This window comes from Enterobacter sp. 342, assembly GCF_036663495.1.
Taxonomy (GTDB): Bacteria; Pseudomonadota; Gammaproteobacteria; order Enterobacterales; family Enterobacteriaceae; genus Enterobacter.
Genome location: NZ_JAWUEI010000047.1, coordinates 1 through 20598 on the forward strand (window position 1 = coordinate 1; position 20598 = coordinate 20598).

The 20598-nt window shown below is 52.4% G+C and carries 22 protein-coding genes and 1 pseudogene; 21 read left to right on the top strand and 2 right to left on the bottom strand.

Annotation, left to right across the window (positions count from 1 at the left end; genetic code table 11):
* From V6E55_RS23200 to V6E55_RS23305, 21 genes and pseudogenes are all read left to right on the top strand, one after another.
* Nucleotides 1–405, top strand: a pseudogene (locus V6E55_RS23200) (DUF2213 domain-containing protein); the annotation flags it as partial.
* Nucleotides 405–866, top strand: coding sequence for a hypothetical protein (locus tag V6E55_RS23205; RefSeq protein WP_045331687.1), 462 nt, complete (start codon nt 405–407; stop codon nt 864–866). The pseudogene V6E55_RS23200 and the gene V6E55_RS23205, both read left to right, overlap by 1 nt.
* A complete protein-coding gene (locus V6E55_RS23210) occupies nt 863–1918 on the top strand; it encodes a major capsid protein (protein WP_316943995.1) in 1056 nt (351 codons plus the stop codon). Before V6E55_RS23205 ends, V6E55_RS23210 begins: the two co-directional genes overlap by 4 nt.
* Before the next feature lie 32 nt (nt 1919–1950).
* Nucleotides 1951–2202 carry a hypothetical protein gene (locus V6E55_RS23215; protein WP_316943996.1) on the top strand — a complete coding sequence of 84 codons (252 nt, stop codon included), beginning with the start codon at nt 1951–1953 and terminating at the stop codon, nt 2200–2202.
* 2 nt (nt 2203–2204) lie between these two features.
* A complete protein-coding gene (locus V6E55_RS23220) occupies nt 2205–2585 on the top strand; it encodes a DUF7370 family protein (RefSeq protein WP_316943997.1) in 381 nt (126 codons plus the stop codon).
* Nucleotides 2586–2691: 106 nt separating this feature from the next.
* Nucleotides 2692–2904: a hypothetical protein gene (locus tag V6E55_RS23225; RefSeq protein WP_316944011.1), complete on the top strand. Its 213-nt coding sequence runs from the start codon at nt 2692–2694 to the stop codon at nt 2902–2904.
* A gap of 104 nt (nt 2905–3008) precedes the next feature.
* A complete protein-coding gene (locus V6E55_RS23230) occupies nt 3009–3677 on the top strand; it encodes a GIY-YIG nuclease family protein (RefSeq protein ID WP_270090226.1) in 669 nt (222 codons plus the stop codon).
* Complete coding sequence (locus V6E55_RS23235) at nt 3677–4027, top strand: hypothetical protein (RefSeq protein ID WP_316943998.1); 351 nt, start codon at nt 3677–3679, stop codon at nt 4025–4027. Before V6E55_RS23230 ends, V6E55_RS23235 begins: the two co-directional genes overlap by 1 nt.
* A gap of 2 nt (nt 4028–4029) precedes the next feature.
* Complete coding sequence (locus V6E55_RS23240) at nt 4030–4398, top strand: HK97 gp10 family phage protein (RefSeq protein ID WP_316943999.1); 369 nt, start codon at nt 4030–4032, stop codon at nt 4396–4398.
* Complete coding sequence (locus V6E55_RS23245) at nt 4395–4778, top strand: phage tail termination protein (RefSeq protein ID WP_045307655.1); 384 nt, start codon at nt 4395–4397, stop codon at nt 4776–4778. Before V6E55_RS23240 ends, V6E55_RS23245 begins: the two co-directional genes overlap by 4 nt.
* Nucleotides 4779–4840: 62 nt before the next feature.
* The gene (locus V6E55_RS23250; protein ID WP_316944000.1) at nt 4841–5584 is read left to right on the top strand and encodes a phage tail tube protein; all 744 of its coding nucleotides are present in this window, start codon (nt 4841–4843) and stop codon (nt 5582–5584) included.
* 57 nt (nt 5585–5641) lie between these two features.
* Nucleotides 5642–6316: a DUF6246 family protein gene (locus V6E55_RS23255; protein WP_316944001.1), complete on the top strand. Its 675-nt coding sequence runs from the start codon at nt 5642–5644 to the stop codon at nt 6314–6316.
* Between the two features lie 107 nt (nt 6317–6423).
* Nucleotides 6424–7020, top strand: a complete 597-nt coding sequence (locus V6E55_RS23260) for a hypothetical protein (protein WP_052135636.1) — start codon at nt 6424–6426, stop codon at nt 7018–7020.
* 63 nt (nt 7021–7083) lie between these two features.
* A complete protein-coding gene (locus V6E55_RS23265) occupies nt 7084–10512 on the top strand; it encodes a tape measure protein (protein WP_316944002.1) in 3429 nt (1142 codons plus the stop codon).
* Between the two features lie 39 nt (nt 10513–10551).
* Nucleotides 10552–10764, top strand: coding sequence for a hypothetical protein (locus V6E55_RS23270; RefSeq protein WP_316363758.1), 213 nt, complete (start codon nt 10552–10554; stop codon nt 10762–10764).
* A 56-nt stretch (nt 10765–10820) separates the two neighbouring features.
* Nucleotides 10821–11168: a phage tail protein gene (locus V6E55_RS23275; protein WP_316944003.1), complete on the top strand. Its 348-nt coding sequence runs from the start codon at nt 10821–10823 to the stop codon at nt 11166–11168.
* 35 nt (nt 11169–11203) lie between these two features.
* A complete protein-coding gene (locus V6E55_RS23280; protein ID WP_316944004.1) occupies nt 11204–11908 on the top strand; it encodes a phage minor tail protein L in 705 nt (234 codons plus the stop codon).
* Nucleotides 11908–12627 (top strand): C40 family peptidase, encoded by a 720-nt coding sequence (locus V6E55_RS23285; RefSeq protein ID WP_316944008.1) that lies wholly within the window; start codon nt 11908–11910, stop codon nt 12625–12627. The genes V6E55_RS23280 and V6E55_RS23285 overlap by 1 nt, the downstream gene beginning before the upstream one ends.
* Nucleotides 12570–13103 (top strand): tail assembly protein, encoded by a 534-nt coding sequence (locus V6E55_RS23290; protein WP_316944005.1) that lies wholly within the window; start codon nt 12570–12572, stop codon nt 13101–13103. Before V6E55_RS23285 ends, V6E55_RS23290 begins: the two co-directional genes overlap by 58 nt.
* A 9-nt stretch (nt 13104–13112) precedes the next feature.
* Nucleotides 13113–17216, top strand: a complete 4104-nt coding sequence (locus V6E55_RS25910) for a phage tail protein (protein WP_410493476.1) — start codon at nt 13113–13115, stop codon at nt 17214–17216.
* Between the two features lie 175 nt (nt 17217–17391).
* A complete protein-coding gene (locus V6E55_RS23305; protein WP_316944006.1) occupies nt 17392–18627 on the top strand; it encodes a phage tail fiber protein in 1236 nt (411 codons plus the stop codon).
* A gap of 438 nt (nt 18628–19065) precedes the next feature.
* On the opposite strand, the gene V6E55_RS23310 is transcribed toward V6E55_RS23305, so the two are convergent.
* Nucleotides 19066–20223, bottom strand: coding sequence for a tyrosine-type recombinase/integrase (locus tag V6E55_RS23310; RefSeq protein WP_316944010.1), 1158 nt, complete (start codon nt 20221–20223; stop codon nt 19066–19068).
* On the bottom strand, nt 20106–20579 hold the full coding sequence (locus tag V6E55_RS23315; protein ID WP_316944007.1) for a helix-turn-helix domain-containing protein: 474 nt from the start codon (nt 20577–20579) through the stop codon (nt 20106–20108). The genes V6E55_RS23310 and V6E55_RS23315 overlap by 118 nt, the downstream gene beginning before the upstream one ends.
* Between the last annotated feature and the right edge of the window lie 19 nt (nt 20580–20598).

Genomic DNA, 20598 nt, shown 5'->3' on the forward strand with positions numbered 1-20598 from the left:
GCGCTCAATGCCGCAGGCGTTAAAACCGAGGGGCTGACCGACGATCAGGTCTGGGATGCCTACAACCAGCAGATGCAGAAGAATGATGGCGGCGGCGACCAGGGCCAGGCTCAGATTAACTCCGACGCTATTACTGCCGCAGTGAATCTGGCACTGAAGCCGCTTACCGATGAAATCAGCACGCTGAAATCTCAGCTGCAGGCGAACGCAGAAAGCGACCTGAAAACTAAGCGCGATGCGGTTAAAGCGAAATTCTCGTTCATGAGTGAAGCGGCGATCAACTCGCTGGCTGGCGACGCGCTGAACGACTTGTACTCACAGTGCCAGACCAGCACCGGTCTGAACCCTGCATTCCAGGGGAATGGCGCTCAGAGTGAAATCCTTAACATGGAGGCACCTGAATAATGGCTCTCGCACCTCGTTTTCATACCGTAATCGCGGGCCCGGCCCGTAAGAATGACCCGCAGGTCATTGAAGCAATCATGGCGGCGGCCGTGAAACCCGGCTCACTGGTGATGCTCGACAGCACCGGAAAACTGGCGGTTCACAATGTCGCTGGTGGTGCAGGCGTTGCTCTGGCTCTTCAGCACAACTATATCGGCGGCGGTGATATTCGCGACTCGGTTCCTGCCGGTGATACCGGCGCGGCCATCATGTGCGAAGACGATGTGGATTACCACATGCTGGTCAAAGCAGGCGAAGTGTTGCTGGAAAACGAAGGCCTGGTTTCTGCCGGTGACGGCACGCTGGCCAAGTCAACCACACCAGCCACCGACCAGGTCCTCTTTTATTCACGCGAAAAAATCACCGTTGGCGCTGAAGCTCAGCTCGTGAAAGTTCGCAAATCAGGGAAAGCAACCGCATGAGCATGATCGTATTCAACAAAAAGCTGGTTACTGAATATAACCAGGTAAAGCAGGCGTGGAATCAGCTGCTGATGCAGCGTGAGTCCTTCAACATCAACCAGAACACTATTTCCGCCCAGTATGGCGGCGCACTGGAAGTTAACCAGGCTGCGCTGATCTCAAAAGACTACTGGCGTGAAGTGGACAACATCACCACCCGAGTCTTCCGTAATGACGAAGGCAACGGTCTGTTGGATGATCTGCTGGGCCTCGGCACGCCGATCTCTATCGGTAAGACGGCGGCGCTATACCGCGTATCCAGTGACGCTGGCAAGGTTCATCGCACCCTGACTGGCCACGTGCCTGAAGAGCTGGATAAAGTCATCTACGACGAAGCTGGTGACCCAATCCCGATCTTCAACACCGGCTACAGCCGTGAATGGCGCGAGTGGAACGGCATGCAGTCCGAAAACCTTGACGCAATGGCAGATGACCAGGAAGCGCACGTTGCTGCAATCCGTGAGGATATGGCCGACTACATGCTTTCAGGTGATGCGAAAGTGAAGGTGAAGGGGTATGTCGGCGCAGGCATTACCAACCACGCTAACACCAACCAGGTGGATCTGAGTGCATCCGGTCTGAATATTGACCTGACCACCTCCACTCCTGACGAAACTGTCGCTTTCTTCACCGGGCCGTTCGCGAAACTCCTGGACGATAACTACGTGCAGGAGAAGGTGAAGGTGTGGGTGTCGCCTAACATCATGCGCAACATGAGCAAACCATATTCCTCCGCTGCCGGCTTCAAAGAAGGCACCGTGCTGGAGTACATCCTGCGCTACGGCCGTATCGAGTCTGTTAACCAGACCTTTAAGCTGACGGGGAACCACTTCATCGCGTACGTGCGCAATTCGCAGTACATCAAGACGCGCATTGCCGCGCCGGTGGGCACCTTCATGATCCCGCGCCAGAATCCGTTCGACAACTACAACACTCTGGTCTGGAGTGCTGTCGGTCTGCAGATTAAGCGCGATTTCAACGGTCGTTCTAAAGTGTTCAACGCACAGGGTTAAGGGGCTTCGGCCCCTTTTCTTCGGGAGAGAGCATGAAAAAGTTAAAAGTCGATAAGGCTGGTTGCTGGGGAACAATTAACGGCGTATTCCAGCAACTGCCGGTGGGTCATGAGTTTGTTGCGGCTGATGTGCCTCCAGCTTTCGCTGGGCGCGTTTCAGTGGTTGGCGAAGTCGACGAGCAGGAGCTTGAAGTCGCCACGCCAGGCTCCGACGATCAATCTGCAGAGCAGGCAGAGCAGGCAGAGCAGGCAGACACCTCCGCTAAATCGAAAAAGGGTAAATAACCATGGCTGACCCAATCACAGCGGCAGACGTGCAGGCGTTCCTCGGTGAATTGGGTTACTCCATCCCGGGCGCGCTGCTGGAGCCGATCCTCTGCGTGGTGAACAAGATTATCCCGTGCCTCGATGGCGCAGGGTATGACGACTGCACCTCGAAGCTGATCCTGATGTACGCCGCCGCGCTTATGGCTACGTCGTCCGGCGCGCGCCGCATCAAATCGCAGGGTGCGCCGTCTGGCGCGTCCCGTTCGTTTGATTACGGTGCTGATAGCGTTACCTGGCTGCGCGACTCGCTGGCCAGACTCGATATCAGCGGTTGCACCGGTGAGCTGCCAATCAGTGCCGGTAATAGCGTCGGCCTGTTCATGGTGGTCGGAGGCTGCTGATGACGTACAAATCAGTTAAGCACGGGCTGCCGCGCTCGTTCACCCGCGTATGGGTTGAAACCGACACAGGGCGGGAGACTACCGGCTATGTGAAATCGGACGGCGAGTGGCACATCAACTGTGCGCGCATCCGGGCGACCGGCGCGAAGGTGCTGAGGTGGAAAGAATGAAGCGAGGCGGGTTACTGAAAAGCGGCCGACTTTATCGTGTTGGTGAAGTCGTCATGGACTCTTGCATCCCACCGAATCCCATTAAGCGCAGTGAGCAACTTAAAGGCCAGGGCGGAAACGTAACGGTTGTGCTGCGCTGGAAGGAGTGAGAATTGGTGTATAAAAAGCCAGCAAATGGTAAAATTAACGAGCCGGGGAATGCGTCAACATTGCCACCGGCTCTAACCATCATTACCTATTGCGGAGGTAACTCATGGCTCATCAAATCTTAAGCCATCAGCACCATAATGCGCCATCTTATAATGGCGTTGCAGGCGTTTATCAGATTACCAACACCATCACTGGTGAGGCGTATATCGGCTCCACGGTTAACATTTCAGGAAGGTGGGCGAGTCATCGCTATAAGCTGCGGAAAGGCACGCATGGAAACAGAAACCTTCAGGCGTCATGGGATAAACATGGCAAAGGTGTCTTTGATTTCTCTGTTCTGGAAGTAGTGAGTAATAAGTCAGAGCTTATTGCCGTCGAGCAGCGATTCTTTCGCGAATTAAACCCGACTTTCAACATCGCGCCAAACGCTGGTAGCTGTCTCGGGGTTATTCACACCGAAGAATCAAAGGCGAATATGGCGGAAAGTCGACGGGGAGAAAAGAACTGCTGGTATGGGAAAGTGCCAACCTGTGCAGGTATGAGCAGTCTGCCTGAAGTCAAAGCTAAAATATCAGCCAAGAATTCAGGCTCTGGTAACCCTATGTTCGGTGTTACCCCGCCACACGCCAAGTTTACCGATGAGCAGGTGCGCGAAATTCGTCGCGCCATTTCAGATGGTGATTCTCTTACCACTATCGCCAAAAGATATGGCGTCTCAAAGGCTAACATTGCCCATATCCGGCAGGGTCGTTCATATGCGAGGGTAGTCTAATGTCGGCAACAGCTTCGTGGTCGTATACAGCAACCGCGACCATCTGGCGCAAGCTGGAAGGCAATGATGAATACGGCGATCCGCTGGGCTATTCCGAACCTGAGCAAATCCTCTGTGATTACGAAGGCGGGCTCAGCAAGAAGTTAGCCAGCCTGGGCGCTGAAATCGTCGTGAAAAACACCATCTGGACGGAGTTCTCTCTGGCGGCCGCGGGTGATTACCTGCTGATTGGCGTATCGACCGAAGCGGACCCGGTTGTCGCCGGTGCCGACGAGGTGCGGCAGGTTATCCGTTACGCCGACACGTTCGAGCGCCTGGCGGATGATTACGCCATACTGACGGGAGTGTAGCAATGGGTATCAAAGTGCGTGGCACTGCACGTGTTGAGCGCAATATTGACCGAATTCTGAATGATATTCAGGGTCGAAAAATAATTCGAGCGCTCCAGTCGGCGATGATTCTGGGGGCGGCAAGAGCGGCGCTCTACACACCGATCGACACCTCAGCGCTATTAAATAGCCAGTTTCGAGAAATCGTAGCTGACGGAGCAGTAATCACAGGCAGGGTAGGTTACTCGACCAACTATGCCGTTTATGTTCATGATCCGGCCAATCCACAGAGGTTCCGTCGCTCGACTGCTAAAAAGGAATTTCTCACTCTTGGATTTGAAGAGGAGCGTTCTGCCATTGATGATGTTGTGCGTAAGGAACTTTCACTATGACACCAATGATGTACGAACGGGTCAGAAACATGTTCGGCGACGCCGGGCTAACGGCCGGGTTCACGGTGCAACAGCTGATGTACGACGACCCGGGAGATCTGTCGAAAGCGATCATGGTGTTCAGGCCAAACGGCGGGTCGAATATTCGTACTGACCTAGGCTCTGAGTACCACGTCCTGGTCGACGTTGTCGGCGCGAAAGACAAGCGCAAAGACGCGCTTAATGCCGTGCAGCGCATCATTGATTATGTCCAGGCCAACCCAATGACCGACGATTGCGTCGGCTACATCCAGAACATGGGCGCAATTCCCGCGCCGGTGCTCACAGAAGAAGGGCGAATAGTCTTCCGACTCCAGTTCGCCTGCACTTACGGCGAATAGCCATACCAACCAAATAACCCGCTCCGGCGGGTTTTCTTTTATACGTCAAAGAGGAGTTTCACATGGCTAATTGCCAGAACTCGAACGAGCGCCTGTTCGGCGGTGCGGTCGTGCTGGAAGTCGCCGATGGCTGCCCGGACGTCAAGCCACTTGAGTCTGAGTGGATGGCGCTGGCCGCTGGTACGTCGAAGGGCTTCGACTTCAACCCGAACTCGGTTACCTCTGATGCAGATGACGGCGGCGGCTATGTCGAGACCATCATCACCAACAGTGATTTCACCCTGAGTTTTGAAGGTGAAGTGCGCAAGAAGGACAAGCTGGATCAGTACGGTGTCGGCAAATTCATCAAGTATTTCGCTGACGAGCTGAAGGCCAAGCGCCAGCCCGGCATCTGGGTACGCATGGACTACGGCCCGGTCGAATTCATCGGCTACATGAACATTACGGCGCTGAGCTCTGACGGGGGTACAAATGACATCGTAACATTTAGTACCGAGTTCAAAGTCGGTGACGCGAGTACCATCGAAGTGAACGAAATTACTGCTGTAGCAGTGACTGGCGTAACGGTAACTCCGGCAACCAGCACCGGCACGGCGGGTGGTACCAGCACCTTCACGGTGAACATCGCACCAACCGGCGCTACCAACAAAGATTTCACTGTGGCGACTACCGATGCGACCAAAGCAACGGCCACCGCATCCGGCAACACCGTTACCGTGACGCGCGTCGCCACCGGCAGCGCGCAGATTATCATCAACACCGTAGATGGCAACTTTGTGGCCGTGCATACGGTTACCGTTACCTAACGGACATTCCAAAGGGCGGCGTGCTGCCCTTGATAATGACCGTTTACTGGAAGGCCTATGACCGCTTTAACCGATATTGGCGAACTCTCTATCAGCGACAGCCGCGAAGGCGGGAGAGATTACCTGCTGCGGCCTTCATTCGAGGCCATGACCAGGATCGGCACTCCGGAAGAGATTGTGCAGGCGTACGCCACCATCCACGGCAATGATGTCGCTCAGCTCATTGATGTGTGCGCTGGCACGCTGGGAGGATTTCCTGAATGGCTATCTCCATCATTCAACCGCGCTACTGAGAAGCTTTTATCAACGTGCATGTTGGTGCTTCAGGCGTGCTGCGAGGAAGACCTGACGCCTATGATCGGCGAATGGAAGGGATGGCGGCATTGCGTCGTATACCGACCGGGACAGATGCCGAAGAACGACATCATCGTGCTGGCGCAGCACCTCATGCAGCACGGCATCGTCGGAAAATCCAAGGTTCGCCAGTTGCAGCGCCATGAAACAGGCGAGCGCACTACAGAGTTTAAAGCATTCGACTACATCAGCGCAGCTCGCAGCCACTTCGGAATGAACCGCACTGAAGCCTCTCAGTTAACGATGACCGAATTTCAGATGCTGCTGGCGGCTAAATATCCTGACCAGAAAGGCTTTACTCGCGAAGAGTACGACAGCATCGCCGATGAATATCTGGCTAAACAGGCAGTTCGACGCGAGAATGCGAAAAAGAAGTAACCGACCTTCTATACAACGATACCCTGAGAACAATAAATCATCATTTTCCGTTGCGCCTGTGCTATTCCTGGGTAGGATGTTCATTTTTACCAAAGGGGAATAGGGATATGAACAAGATATTTGTGGCGCTGGGTTTTATTGCATTAGTAATTACATGCACCTTCGCAGCAAGAGAGCCACTATCTCTCGTCTTCATAATTGCAACTTTCATTATCATTGGCTTTGGATTTGGAAAAATAGGCGAGAAGGCGGCGTTTAATTCCCGTCTTACACAGGCGGAGAGGCGTGGAACTTTACGATTCTGCGCCGTTGGTTTTTTGGCTGTATCATTAGCTGCCAATGTGGGATTTCTTTTTTGGGTCAACTCCCAAACCCCTATTTTTGGTGATGCTTACGCGGAAAGAAAGCAATATGAAGACCTGAAGAGCGACTTAAAAAAACAAGAAACAGCTCAGGAGGAGGGGCGTGCAATCCGATACTACGATGCAAAAGAGTCAGTGAAGGGATTGCTCAAAGACTCATCATCTGCTGAGTTCTCTGGGGAGAAGATCGGCAAGGGTGGTGCAGTTTGTGGGTACGTAAATGCAAAAAATAGTTTCGGCGCTTATGCAGGTAATTCAAGGTATATATCTACCAACGGGCACTCCGTAATAGATGACGATAGCCAGGAGTTTAATGACTCATGGGAAAACACCTGCAACTAACCAACAATAAAACCATATCAAACCTCGCTCAGGCGAGGTTTTTTATTGCCAGGAGAAAACAATATGGCTGGTACCGTCAGCGCTGGAACGATCGTTTACGAAGTGGATATGGACACGGCTCGCCTTCTTCAAGGTCGTCGGGATATTGATGATGCGCTGAATGGCCTCAATGGGAGTATGGGCCGTCTTGAGGCTGGTTTAAACCGCACCGAACGCTCTCTGTCTTCGATTGAAGGCACTATGTCCAGCTTAACTGGCGTCGCGAAAGCGCTCATTGCCGCTCTTTCTGTCCAGCAGGTTGGCGCATATGCTCAGGCATGGCAGGACCTCAGCAATAAACTGGCAAATGCCGTCAGGGATTCCGTACCGCCGTTTGAAACGCTGGCTGATGTCACAGAGCGTGTTTTTGACATCTCTCAAAAGACTCGCTCAGGTCTTGATGCCACGGCCACACTCTATGCGCGTCTGGAGCGTTCAACAAGAAGTTATGGCGTCAGTGTAGAGGACATTACCAGGCTGACAACCATTATTAACCAGGGTTTCGTGGTGTCAGGGTCAACAGCCGAGGATGCAAGCAATGCAATCATTCAGCTTGCTCAGGGGCTGGCGTCCGGAGCATTGAGGGGTGATGAATTTAACTCTGTGAACGAGCAGGGGAACCGGCTCATGATTGCTCTGGCTGACTCTATGAATGTCAGCATCGGGGCGCTCAGAAACATGGCTGCAGAGGGCAAGTTAACCACTGAGGTGATCGTTAATGGCCTGCTCTCTCAGGGCGATAAAATTGGACAGGAGTTCGCTAAAACTACTGCGACGATCAGCCAGTCTCTTGAAATTGCCAACAACAACATCACGAAGTTCTTTGGCGAGAATGCCACTGTAAAAACTGGCGTCAAAATATTCAGTGACTCAGTCATATCTCTAAGTGAAAACTTGGACGTTCTCAGCACTACACTCACGATTGTTGCCGGCGTAATGGGTTCGCGGTATGTCGGTGCGCTGACTATGGCTACCTCAGCGAAAATCGCTGATATCGCAGCATCCCGTCAGCAGGTTGCAGCAGACAATCAGACGGCACAAGCAGCTTTGGTTGCCGCTAATTCTGCTCAGCGTAAGGCTCTGGCTGATAAAGAGGCTGCTCTTTCGTCTCTCGCTCTGGCCCAGGCTGAATATAACGTGGCCAAAGGTAGCGCTGCTGAAATGTTAGCGCTTGATGCCCTAATAGCTGCAAAAACTCGGGCGACTACCGCATCTCTCGCTCTTACTGAGGCTGAAACAGTCCAGGCTGCCGCATCAGCAAGGGCGGCGGCGGCGGCACGTGCAGCATCTGCTGGTATTGGACTTGCTCGTAATGCTCTTGCCCTCATAGGTGGTCCTGCTGGTGCAGCTATGCTCGCTGCCGGGGCTATATTCTATTTCTGGCAGAAAGCCCAGCAGGCAAAAGAGGAGGCTATCGCCTTCGCTGATGGTCTGGATAAGCTAAATGCTGCCATGAATGCAATGTCAAACACGCAGCTGCGTGGGGCAATTGCAGATGCAAATAATTCTATTCGAGCTCAGAAAGAGGCTGTTGCGGATCTGCAAAGTGAAGTTGACTCGCTGAGAGACAGATACCAGAACTTTACCCCGGCTGCCCAGAAGGTTGCTGAATCTATGGGGCAAGGTACAGACTTCGCCCGCCAACAGGCGGAAGTGTCTGATGAACTGGCTCGTAAGACGCGAGACCTTGAGGCCGCTAAAGATAAATTATCCCGAACAGAAGAAACCGCCTCAGAGGCGACTCGCACGCTCACGAACAACATGCTCACGGCGATGGGAGTTCATGATCAACTCATCGAAAAATCTTGGTCTCTTGAGCAGGTTCAGGGTGCCGTAGCGAAAGCCTTTGGAGAGACAGCTGATGAAATAAACCGAGCTAATCAGGCTGGAAAAAGCTTCGACCCCAAAGCGCTGCAGATATCTCCCGCGACCAAGGAGGGCGATAAAGTTATCGCTACTCTGGAAGAGCAGAATGAATTACTTAAAATTCAGGATGAGAGAGCGCGGGCGATAGCCAAAGCCAGGATGCAGGCTGCCAGGGTCACTGACAATCAGAATCAAATCTCTGCAGCTGGCAGGCTGGCTGCTGAAAATTATGATTTAGAGAAGTCAGAAGAAGCCAGGAAAAAAGCTCAACAAGAGAGTGAGCAGCAGGGGAAAAAATCAGCGTCTTCTGCTGAATCTGTTGCTCAGAAGCTGGCGAACCTAAAGCAGCAAGCAGAACTGGCGGCAGGGTCAACTCAAGAACTTAGCAGAGAGCAGGCCATGCTTAATGCCGAGCAATCTCTTGGGAAAGGCGCAACTCAGGCCCAGATCGCACAGGCTCGGCAGTATGCTGCAGAGAAATGGGATACGGCCAATGCCATCAAGGCCGAGGCTGCTGCGCAAAAGCTTCTACCGGAAGCGCGCGAAAACGCCAGCTATAAGCAAGATGTTGATGACCTGAAAACCGCTTTGGCAGCCAAGAAGATTAGCCAGGAGCAGTACGACAAAACTGCTGAGCGGATTGAGGCCAATCATCAGGCGAATTTGGCGAAGATACGAGCTCAACAGGTTGTAACCCCGCAGCAGTCGGCTATGGGTGAGGTAGATCCGGTTCAGAGGCTTGCTAACCAGCACGCTCAGGAGTTGGCGCTAATTCAGCAGTTTGAAAGCCAAAAGGGGCAGTTAACCCAGAGAGGACTGGAACTGATGAATGCTGCCAATACACAATACGAGCAGGCCCGTATCGCTGCCCAATGGGAAATCTATCGCAATCAGAGCACCACCAACCAGCTCATGGCTGACGCTGTAGACTCCCTTCAGAGTGGCGCAACTAATGCCATTACCGGTCTGATTAACGGCACCCAAAGCCTGCAGGAGTCCTTCGCCAACATTGGCACGACAATTCTCAACAGCGTTGTCGGTAGTCTGGTTCAGATGGGGATCGAGTGGGCCAAGAGTCAGTTAATGGGGCAGGCCGCTGCGACTGCATCACTTGCATCCACGATGGCTCAGGCCACTGTTGCTGCTTCGGCATGGGCTCCTGCGGCAATGAGTGCTTCTATTGCAACAATGGGGAGTGCTGCTGCTGTTGGTCAGACGGCCTATGCTGGCTCACTCCTGGCAGCTAAAGGGATGGCGGTTGCTGGCGCCCGCGAGCACGGCGGACCCGTCAGCGCCAACTCAATGTACCGAGTGGGTGAAGGCGGGAAGCCAGAAATCTACCAGGCCAGCAACGGCAGTCAGTACATGATACCGGGTGACAACGGTAGGGTGATTAGCAACCGGGATATGCGCAGTGGTGTGGGCGGTGGAGATGTGACAATCCACCAGGAGAATCACTATCACTTCGATGGAAGTCCCAACAGCCCGGAAACGGTCAAACAGTTTGACAAGGTGGCGTACAACGCCGCATTACGCGCCATCAGAAATGAGCAGCGTCCAAATGGGATGCTTGAAAAAAGCCGTTAATACGCATATATCTGATGGGCAAATTAAAAGGAGAATGAGATGAATTACCATATCGAAGATATTACAGCATTTGATAATGACAATGGTTCCGGGATTATCGCAAGGGTCGTTTTTCATTATGAAACGCATCTGAAAAGTATTTCAGTTAATGTTCATATTCCTCTGGATAAGAATGCTTCTCTTGCAGTTATTGAAAGTCGTGTATTCGAAGAAGCTAAAAAGCAACTTAAAGAGCTTGCTGTGGAATTCTGATTCTCTATCGCAATGCACGTAGACCCGCTCTGGCGGGTTTTTTATTGGGAGCAACCATGCCAGAAACATTCACCTGGCCCCCACAGAAGGGCTACAGCGTCGAACGAACGCCTAACGTAGCAGTCGTCAAGCTAGGCGATGGCTACGAGCAGCGGCAGGTGAAGGGTATCAATCCGCTAATGGATAAATACTCCCTGACCTTCCGGGGAGTAGGCGGCGCCTGCCGGAGTAATTCTGCTAAGGATGCCGAGGCGTTCCTGAAATCCAGAGGGGCGGTTGAGGCGTTCTACTGGACGCCATCTGATACCGGAGCCAGAAAGCTATTTGTCTGCCGCTCATGGAGCATGACAAAGACCGGGCCGCTATTCGAACTGACGGCAACGTTTGAGCAGGTACCGCGATAAGCCACCTCTTGGTGGCTTTTTTATAGGAGTTTGCCGTGCGCGACATACCATCCAATATGATTATTGATAGCGTCGATGCCGGAGTAGGCGCTTTCATTGACCTTTTCGAAGCAGACCTCCAGCCATATGGCGGGGACCTTATCCGCTTCCATTCGGGTACTAATGGCTATTACGGTAATGTGATCTGGAAGGGAAACCAGTATCAGGCTTACCCGATAGCAGTTGAAGGTTTCGAGTCAAAGAACGAAGGCACATACGCCCGCCCGTCAATGGCAGTAGCGAACGTTACCGGATTATTGACAGGCATTAACCATGACTTTGATGACATGCTGGGAGTTGTTATCACCCGGCGACAGGTTCCTGTGAAATACCTGGATGCGGTGAACTTCCCCAATGGCAACCCTGACGCAGATCCGACGCAGGAAGCGGTTTCCCGCTACGTTGTTGAGGAGATGACGGAAGAGACGTTCGAGCAGGTGACCTACACGCTGGCGACACCGATTGACTGCGACAATGCTATCATCCCGGCGCGAACCATCCTTGCCGACGTCTGCCAGTGGCTGTATCGCGGCGTCGGGTGCGGATATGACGGGCCGCCGGTTGCAGATGAGCGCGACAATCCAACCACTGACCCGGCGAAAGATAAGTGCTCTCACCGCCGTAGCGGCTGCCGCTTCCGTTATCCACGACCGGAACCAATGCCAATCAGCAGCTTCCCCGGCTCTCAGAAGGTTTCATGATGCAGGAATTACTCGATTATGCGGCATCGTCGCAGGATGAGGTGTGCGGCTTAATCCTGGATGGCGGGCAGTTGTTCCGCTGTCTGAATGTTCACCCGGAGCCTGGAAAGCACTTCCGAATCAGTGATGATGAGTGGCTGGCGGCCGAGGAGGCTGGAGAGGTGACTGCGGTATTCCACTCTCACCCAATGAACAGCCCGGTTCTGTCCGGATCCGACCGTAAATGCCAGGTTGCATCGGGCCTTCCATGGGTGCTGGCCTGTAACGGGAAAATCAGAACGTTCAGGCCGTTGGATTACCTTTTGGGGAGGCGGTTCGAGCACGGAGTGACTGATTGTTACACGCTATTCCGTGATGCGTATCACCTGTGCGGCATTGAACTCCCTGACTTCGAAAGGACGAATGGCTGGTGGCTGAGAGGGGAGAATCTCTATCTGAACAACATGTCGCGCAATGGCTTCAATCAGGTATCGCCGGGAGAAGCGCTGCCAGGTGACGTAATAATCAGGCAGCCATTCCCCGGTGCCGACCCTTGCCACGCAATGATTCTGCTCGATGACAATATGGTTCTTCACCACGATTGCTCAGGGCATTTAAGCCGGAGAGAGCAAATGCGCCCGGCATACGTTAAGCAGATGCATTCCATATGGAGACATGAACAGTGCTCATCTTTAAATTTGCAGGGCATTTACGCCGACATTTCCGCAAAGTCGAGCTGAACGTTGATACCCCTGCCCAGGGCATTCGTCTTTTGCTTGCTCAGAATCATGAGTTCAAAAAAGCATTCCTGAACGCCAGAGTAAGAATGCGAGTGGCGGGTGAGGATGTTGAAACGTCTTCGGTGCAGTGGCACATGGATCGGCGCCTGAAGGATGGCTCTGTAGTGCTGTTTGTCCCGGTGATTGAGGGGGCGGGACTTGAGACCAGTACGATAGTTCTCATTGCCTCACTAGTGCTGTCTTCCGCCTCGGTTGCTTACTCCATCTACATGTCACGGAACATGAAAAGCAAAACTTCAGCGGAAGCGGCCGAAACAAACACCCTCACGAATAACTCGTTTACCAGTGCAGAAAACAGGGTCGGACAGGGGCATCCCGTACCGATACTCCTCGGTGAGATGGAGGTCGGCAGCAACGTAATAAGTCTCGGCATCGACACATCTAATAATTCCGACTGGGAAGAATCAATCAGCTAAGGTGGCGCTATGTCTTCAGGTGGCGGTAAAGCATCAACCCCAAAACTACTCGACGATAACCTCAAATCAAAACAATTCTATCGGGTACTGGATCTGATATCTGAGGGGCCAATTGCGGGCCCGGTGGATCAGGAGCACCTGTCTTCATTCAAGCTGAATAAGACGCCTATCACTGACTCGAACGGTAATGTCAACGTGAATGGCATTAGTGTTGCCTGGCGACCTGGATCGGAGACTCAGGAGCCAATCAACGGCTTCTCTGCAATCGAAGCGACGACCATTGTTAACACTGAGGTCACTTACGACACCCCGCTGGTTAGAACCGTGACAGATCAGGACGTGACCCGCGTTCGTTTTAACATCGGCGTCACCGGGCTCATGGAGCAGGACTCCAAGGGTAACCAGAAAAACACCTCTGTAACGATGGTTATCGAGACCAGAACTGGCTCGTCGGGCTGGGTCATGGAGAAGACGGTGACGATTACAGGGAAAATCTCTGGCGAGTACCTTGAGGCGCACGTCATTGATGCCCCCGACACCAAACCGTTTGATATCCGCGTTCGCCGCATTACGCCTGACAGCAGCAGCGATTTGCTGTCAAACGGGACTGTTTGGAACAGCTATAGCGAGATCACCGACGACAACCTTAGCTATCCGTTCTCTGCTGTTGCCGGCTCAGTCATCGACCGTGACCAGTACACCGACACGCCGAGCCGCACATATCATCTTCGCGGGCTGATCGTTGACGTACCGGATAACTACGATTCAATTGCCAGAACTTACTCCGGGCTGTGGACGGGGGGCTTCAAAAAGGCATGGACTAACAACCCGGCGTGGCTGTTCCGTGAGCTGGCGAAAAACACCCGATTTGGCCTGGCGAAACGCGCCGGATACATCGATGTTGACGATGGCGCACTCTACATTCTGTCGCAATATTGCGATCAGCTTGTAGATGATGGGTATGGCGGCAAAGAGCCACGCATGACGCTCAACGCCTACATCACAGAGCAGGCGAGTGCGCGAGACATTCTCGACAAGATAGCGAGCATGTTCCGTGGCATTGCGCTGTGGGACGGCCTGCGCCTGTCAGTAATGCTGGACGCGCCACAGGATCCGATTGCGACAATCACGAACGCCAACGTTGTGAATGGCGAGTTCAAACGAAGCTCTGTAAAGCGTTCAGAGAAATACAATGCCGTTGTAGTGTCCTGGACCGATCCTGACAACGGCTGGGAGCAGGTGAAAGAGTACGTTTCCGACGATGAGATGATAGCCAAAGGAAACTACAACGAAACCACTCTGGAGGCGTTTGGCTGCACCTCTCGCGGACAGGCATGGCGGGCAGGTAAATGGCTGCTGGAAACAGCAAAGCGTGAAAGCAGCAGGTTGTCTTTCCAGATGGCTCGGGATGCTATCCACTTCACTCCGGGTGATATCGTTGAGGTCATGGACAATGACTACGCCGGAAATCGTCTTGGGGGGAGAATTGTTTCTCATTCCGGGAAGGTGATAACGGTTGACGCTGTGGACTCCTCGGTAGTAACAGACGGCTCCACTATGTCGATTATGGGGAGGGACGGAAAGTTCTCTCGCTATGAGATTGATGGCGTTAACGGAAATAACGTCACACTCAAAACCGAACCGAACTGGGTGAGGGCGGGAACTGTATTTGCCATTTCAACCGCAAGCGTTGCGATTCGCCTTTTCCGGATACTGAGCGTTGCCGAAACGGAAAACAACTCCGTCTACAGCATAACGGCCTCATTGCACGACCCCAACAAACAGGCAATCGTTGACGAGGGTGCAGTGTTTGAAGTTCCCAGCGATACGTTGAACGGCTACCGCGTGCCTAACGTGGAAAACCTGCGAATCCTGAACACAAACACTGAGACCGTCCAGGTTACAGCAACGTGGGAGACGGCAACCACCACTAAAAAGCTGGTGTTTGAGCTGTACATCTACAGTGCTGATGGGAAGCTGGTATCTCAGTACGAAACTGACCAGTTCCGGTATGAGTTTTACGGTCTGGCTGCCGGTAGCTACACGCTCGGCGTTCGTGGGCGCAATGAAAACGGGATGAAAGGCGCCGAAACTCAGGTGAGTCTTATTATAGGCGCGCCAAAGGCTCCTAACTCCGTTCAGTGGATACCCGGACCATTACAGGCCACTCTGGTGCCAGTTATGTCTGTAACGGCAACATCAGATACCTCTTTTGAGTTCTGGTACGCAGGCGAGACTCCGATCCCATTAACCGATGACATTGAGAACAAAACTCAATTCCTCGGAAGGGGGAACCAGTGGACCATTCAAAAGCTCAAGTTTGACCACGTCTATTACGTTTATGTCCGGACACGCAACGCGTTCGGGGTTTCTGATTTTGTTGAGGCTTCAGGAAAGCCAACGGATGACTTTAGCGATATCACCGATGCAATCCTGGAGGAAATTAAGGAGAGCGATACCTTTAAAGACCTCATCGAGAGCGCCGTCGAGAGTAGTGAAAAGTTCGCAGAACTGGCTGATGCAATCAAAGAGAATGCAAACGGTCTTGCATCGGCGGTTGGATCGAATAAGCAGACAGCAGAAGCAATCATTGGCAACGCCCTGGCTATTGCTGATGTTGTTGTGCGCCAGACTGCGCAGCAGGGGGCTAACTCTGCGACATTCGAACAGCTCCGGGAGGTGATCGCCACTGAGACGGAAGCCCGCGTCACGGATGTTACTCGTCTTGAGGCACAAACTGCACAGAATGAAGCGGGTATTACTGAAGTTCGCCAGGCGTTAGCAACGGAAACTGAAGCTCGCGCTTCGGCGGTAAGCCAGTTGACTGCAGCCACTCAGGCTGCATCTGACAAAGCTGATTCAGCAGCTGCTGTAGGTGCTAAGAATACAGCATCAATCACTGACCTTAGCCAGGTTGTCACGGACCTCGATTCCTCAATGGCATCACGCCTGGAAGAGCTGGGTGCACAAACTGATAAGGCCAGCGGCGGTATTCAGAGTAACTCCATCGCGCTAATAACGAGTACGCTGGCGCAGGTTGATCAGCAGGTGAGACTCAGCGCGCAGTACGGTGACAGTAAGGCCAGCATCGATCGTATTGATAATGTTATGGCAAGCGACAGGGAGGCAACAGCGCGTTCGCTGCTGAGTTTGCAGACTGACGTGAACGGCAACAAGGCAGCAATCAACAGCCTGAACCAGACGTTTTCCAATTATCAGCAGGCCACGGCCACGCAGATAAACGACATTACGGCGACCATCAACGGGCACACTTCAGCGATCACCACCAACGCGCAGGCCATTGCGAACGTCAATGGCGACCTGAATGCAATGTACAGCATCAAGGTCGCTATTGATTCTAATGGTAATCAGTATGCAGCAGGGATGGGGATTGGTGTTCAGAATACGCCATCTGGCATGCAGTCGCAGGTATTATTCCTCGCAGATCGTTTTGCAGTGATGATGCAGGCAGGAGGAACCCCTACCATCGTATTCACCACGCAAAATGGTCAGTTGATAATCCGCGATGCTGTTATCGGAGAGGGGACGATCGGTAACACCAAAATCGGTAATTACATCCAGTCATCAACCTGGGATGGCACTGGGAACGTTGGCTGGCATATTAACAAATCCGGTTATGCTGTTTTCAACAACGTTACAGTACGAGGGATGGTTTATGCCTCAGGTGGGAAATTTACCGGAACTATAGAGGCAACGTCATTTGTTGGTGATGTTGCCAACGTTGGTGTCGGTTCGGATGCTTCATTAAGCGGAACTGCTAATTTAGTTAAAACGATTACTTATACTGACTCAGGATCAAGTAGTCTCGCTAAGAATGCTCTTGTAGAAGCAACCTTTTATTCAGCAGTGAATGCCGATTCCCGTATGAATGTCATTATTGATATTAATGGGACATCCAAAACCTTTTCAAATCTGCCAGTGCAATCCGGCGCGTATGCTAATAATTTTTACACATTGAGATTTGGAGTGAAGGGAATAAATGCAAGCACGGTAACGGCAAAATTAACTATCGTTAATGCTAACTCAGTAAGCAAAGGCATTTACTCCCCAAGTTTAACAATAACAAGAGGTACAGGATCGTTTGTTGGCTAGAAATAAAAAGTTTAAATAGTTTTTATTATTAGGGTGGAATGGCAATCCCTAGTTTAGGTAGTAATTAAAATATTCGGCTCGGTTATTTATTATGTCTGGTCCACCCTCGCTTTCAAACATTTAATCTAAATTATGCAAAGCCTGCTCAGGCGATGCACCGAGAACAGGAGAAAATATGCTTTATAACACCGGCACTATTGCCATCAGCGGAAATACCCTTACAGGTACCGGCACAAACTTCACTGCTGCTGGTTCTCTTATTCGTAACGGCTGCACTGTTATCGCCCTGACCAGTCCGGCGCAGGTTTTTCAGATTACCGCGATTGGAAGCGCAACCTCTCTTACCGTTACGCCCGCTGCTAACCCTGCCGTACCTTCTGGAACTAAATACGCCATTCTTCTGAGCGACAGCCTGAGCGTGGATGGTCTGGCGCAGGACATCGCTGAAACCTTCACAATGTATCAGCGTTACATGAGCGGCTTCGCTGATGTGATGAACGGGACATCTGATGTTACCATCACTATCAATGGCGTTGCCGTTACCGTACCCGGTCAAAAATCACTGGCGAAGAAAGGTGCAAACAGCGATATCACCAGTCTTTCCGGCCTGACAACAGCGCTCAGTATCAGCCAGGGCGGGACCGGGGCAACGACTGCAGAAAACGCTCGTTCAAACCTCGGTTTAGGAAGTGCCGCTACCCGCAATTCCCAGAGCTCTCTAATTGATACAACTTCTGGGGCGATGCTGCAGGTCAACTCTTTCGGCTTAGGGGCGACGAACTCGAATATTCTCTCTAATGCAAATCTCGCCCCGGCGACAGGATTCTGGGGAGGGAGCGGGCAGGCAAATACAAACTTTTTCGATCCTTTCGCCCCGTTAATGCATATGTTCAGATCTCCAACGACTTATACCCAGATACAGGTAGGTATGGATGCTCGTCTTGCGGTCAGGGCGTTTAACGGTACATCGCTGGCAGGCTGGAGGGTGTTCTGGTCGGACGGGAATACAACGGTAGATACTAACGGATTTATTAAACGAGCCTCACCAGTAATAAAACTTTACGGGACGGGTATGGTTGAATGCAATGAAGAGGCAGAAGGGGTTACTGCATCAAGAGAGGCCGAAGGTGTGTATCGCGTCACGGGCAGTCTCGGCCTCAACCCTGAAGGATGGACGGTGGAGATACCCCAGGATATAAATGGAAACTTCCTGTGTTTCGTCGATATCAAGACTTCCGACGATGGTATGTTGACTGTGTCAGTTTTCCGTCGCCGTTTTGATGTGGAAACAGCAATGATTATTGCAGGCGATCCGATGGATATTCCGGAGGGACGATGGATAGACCTTCGACTCGAAATGCCTGCAGATTCTCTATTCAATCAGCGGATGAGCCAAGAGCCTGAGGTTTAGCGCCACCCTCTAATGCGCTGACGCGAGTTGCCAGCGCTTTGATTGCCGCTATCGAGCCGTGCACCAGACTGGTACAGAATCAGGTTCTGCTAATCCTCAGCGGCGGACGGACTCAGTTTGCGAGAGTCATGGGCAGGGCGCTGATTTGTGATGATGGTGAAGCGATAGAGGGGGAGGCTGCGGAAGAGGTTGAGGTGATGGGGAAACTGCATAGCTATGCCATGCGGCATGGCTGTGCATTCTCTGTGTCACAGATGTGTCATGCATTAATGAGTCATAACGAAACGCAGAAGCATATAACGACACGTAATGACACAAACCACGTGCGAGCGCGGAAAAACCAATGATATTACAGTGCGTTAAATAGTACTCTACGTTCTTCTAAGCCGTAGGTCGTAGGTTCGAATCCTACAGGGCGTACCATTCAATATCAGTAACTTACGCCAGTTTCAAACCAGCCTGATTTTCTCCTTGTGTCGTATTTGTGTCATGGTTGCCAAAAATGGCATCTATTTTCCGTGCGTGTTCGCTTAAATGGTTCGGTGCCAGGTGAGCATAACGACGGACCATTTCGATCGACTCCCAGCCGCCCATCTCCTGCAGCACGGACAGCGGAACGCCGGACTGAATTAACCAGCTCGCCCAGGTATGCCGGAGGTCGTGAAAACGGAAATCCTCAATCCCCGCTTTTGCCAGACCAATGCGCCAGGCGCTGTTGTCGTCCACACGCATTTTCCTGACAGCCGGAGTCAGTGTTTTATCCGGGCGCGTCGATGGCTTCGTGTGTACGAATACCCACCTGGAGCTTTTCCCGATCTGATCTCTTAACACCCTGCATGCGGTATCATTCAGAGCAACGCCGATAGCCTTGCCCGCCTTCGCGTTCTCCGGATTTACCCATGCAACCTTTCTCTGCATATCGACCTGCTGCCACTCCAGATCAATTATGTTGGAGCGGCGCAGGCCGGTTGCCAGTGCAAATATCACCACCGGCTTTATCGACTCAGGCATGCAGGCAATTAACCGTTCTGCCTCGTCCTTTGTCAGCCATCGGATGCGTTTGCTGATCGGCTTTTTGGTTTTTATAACCGGGGCTGTTTTAATCCAGCCCCAGTCATTAGCCGCAGCCTTGAACAGAGATCGCATGAACGAAAGGTGCTGGCTCTTTGTGGCCTGGCTTACCGGTTTCTCAACATACGGAGGCGGTTCCTTTCCCCGCCGTATAGCCGCGTCCCGGCGAGACTCCCACACCTGAATATGCTTGCGGTTGACCATCTTCGAAACAGCTTCATGAACCTGATCAGCCGTGATGGTTGAAATATCCCGGCCGGAGAAATGCCGTAGGAAATATTCGATTTTGGTCTTATCGTCATCGAGTGACCGCTTATGCTCCTTCTCGCGGATCCACCTTATGCAACATTCCTCAAATGTCCTCGTCGGCAGTTCCCCGATTTTATCCACCCGCCACGCTTCAGCCTTCAGCTTGTCGTGCAGCTCCTGCGCTTGTTTCTTGTCCCCCGTGCCAAGAGATCGTCTAACTCTTTTCCCTGACGGCGTAACGAAATGACAGTGCCAGACGCCGCCTCTGAGGGTGATTGACATAAAATTTCTCCTTTATGTTCACCCGCGCTCGCGGAAACAGGATCGCGCGGGTCGTGTAAATACGCAATACAGGCAACGTCGGTTGTGCGGTATTTGTTCCCGATCTTCTTCCCGGCCAGCTGCCCCGAGTCGATAAGACGGTAGACAGTTCTCGGTGAGGTGATTAGTAGATCGGCCGCCTGTCTGGCTGTCAGTGTTTTTGCCTCAACCATGCATTTCCTCCAGGCAAAAAAAGAACCCGGCGCGTGGCCGGGCAAAAGGAATAACGTGGCAGTGCTTTCGCACCCAATAACCAGCTCATAACTGGCTATCAGTTGCGTCATAACCGGCTGAGGCTTTTTTACGGCCATTCAGGGTCGGGCACTATCT

Excerpts from the sequence above, each read along its gene's own strand:
- V6E55_RS23205 (WP_045331687.1), top strand. The coding sequence starts at position 405 with ATGGCTCTCGCACCTCGTTTTCATACCGTAATCGCGGGCCCGGCCCGT.
- V6E55_RS23210 (WP_316943995.1), top strand. The coding sequence starts at position 863 with ATGAGCATGATCGTATTCAACAAAAAGCTGGTTACTGAATATAACCAG.
- V6E55_RS23215 (WP_316943996.1), top strand. The coding sequence starts at position 1,951 with ATGAAAAAGTTAAAAGTCGATAAGGCTGGTTGCTGGGGAACAATTAAC.
- V6E55_RS23220 (WP_316943997.1), top strand. The coding sequence starts at position 2,205 with ATGGCTGACCCAATCACAGCGGCAGACGTGCAGGCGTTCCTCGGTGAA.
- V6E55_RS23230 (WP_270090226.1), top strand. The coding sequence starts at position 3,009 with ATGGCTCATCAAATCTTAAGCCATCAGCACCATAATGCGCCATCTTAT.
- V6E55_RS23235 (WP_316943998.1), top strand. The coding sequence starts at position 3,677 with ATGTCGGCAACAGCTTCGTGGTCGTATACAGCAACCGCGACCATCTGG.
- V6E55_RS23240 (WP_316943999.1), top strand. The coding sequence starts at position 4,030 with ATGGGTATCAAAGTGCGTGGCACTGCACGTGTTGAGCGCAATATTGAC.
- V6E55_RS23245 (WP_045307655.1), top strand. The coding sequence starts at position 4,395 with ATGACACCAATGATGTACGAACGGGTCAGAAACATGTTCGGCGACGCC.
- V6E55_RS23250 (WP_316944000.1), top strand. The coding sequence starts at position 4,841 with ATGGCTAATTGCCAGAACTCGAACGAGCGCCTGTTCGGCGGTGCGGTC.
- V6E55_RS23255 (WP_316944001.1), top strand. The coding sequence starts at position 5,642 with ATGACCGCTTTAACCGATATTGGCGAACTCTCTATCAGCGACAGCCGC.
- V6E55_RS23260 (WP_052135636.1), top strand. The coding sequence starts at position 6,424 with ATGAACAAGATATTTGTGGCGCTGGGTTTTATTGCATTAGTAATTACA.
- V6E55_RS23265 (WP_316944002.1), top strand. The coding sequence starts at position 7,084 with ATGGCTGGTACCGTCAGCGCTGGAACGATCGTTTACGAAGTGGATATG.
- V6E55_RS23270 (WP_316363758.1), top strand. The coding sequence starts at position 10,552 with ATGAATTACCATATCGAAGATATTACAGCATTTGATAATGACAATGGT.
- V6E55_RS23275 (WP_316944003.1), top strand. The coding sequence starts at position 10,821 with ATGCCAGAAACATTCACCTGGCCCCCACAGAAGGGCTACAGCGTCGAA.
- V6E55_RS23285 (WP_316944008.1), top strand. The coding sequence starts at position 11,908 with ATGCAGGAATTACTCGATTATGCGGCATCGTCGCAGGATGAGGTGTGC.
- V6E55_RS25910 (WP_410493476.1), top strand. The coding sequence starts at position 13,113 with ATGTCTTCAGGTGGCGGTAAAGCATCAACCCCAAAACTACTCGACGAT.
- V6E55_RS23305 (WP_316944006.1), top strand. The coding sequence starts at position 17,392 with ATGCTTTATAACACCGGCACTATTGCCATCAGCGGAAATACCCTTACA.
- V6E55_RS23315 (WP_316944007.1), bottom strand. The coding sequence starts at position 20,579 with ATGGCCGTAAAAAAGCCTCAGCCGGTTATGACGCAACTGATAGCCAGT.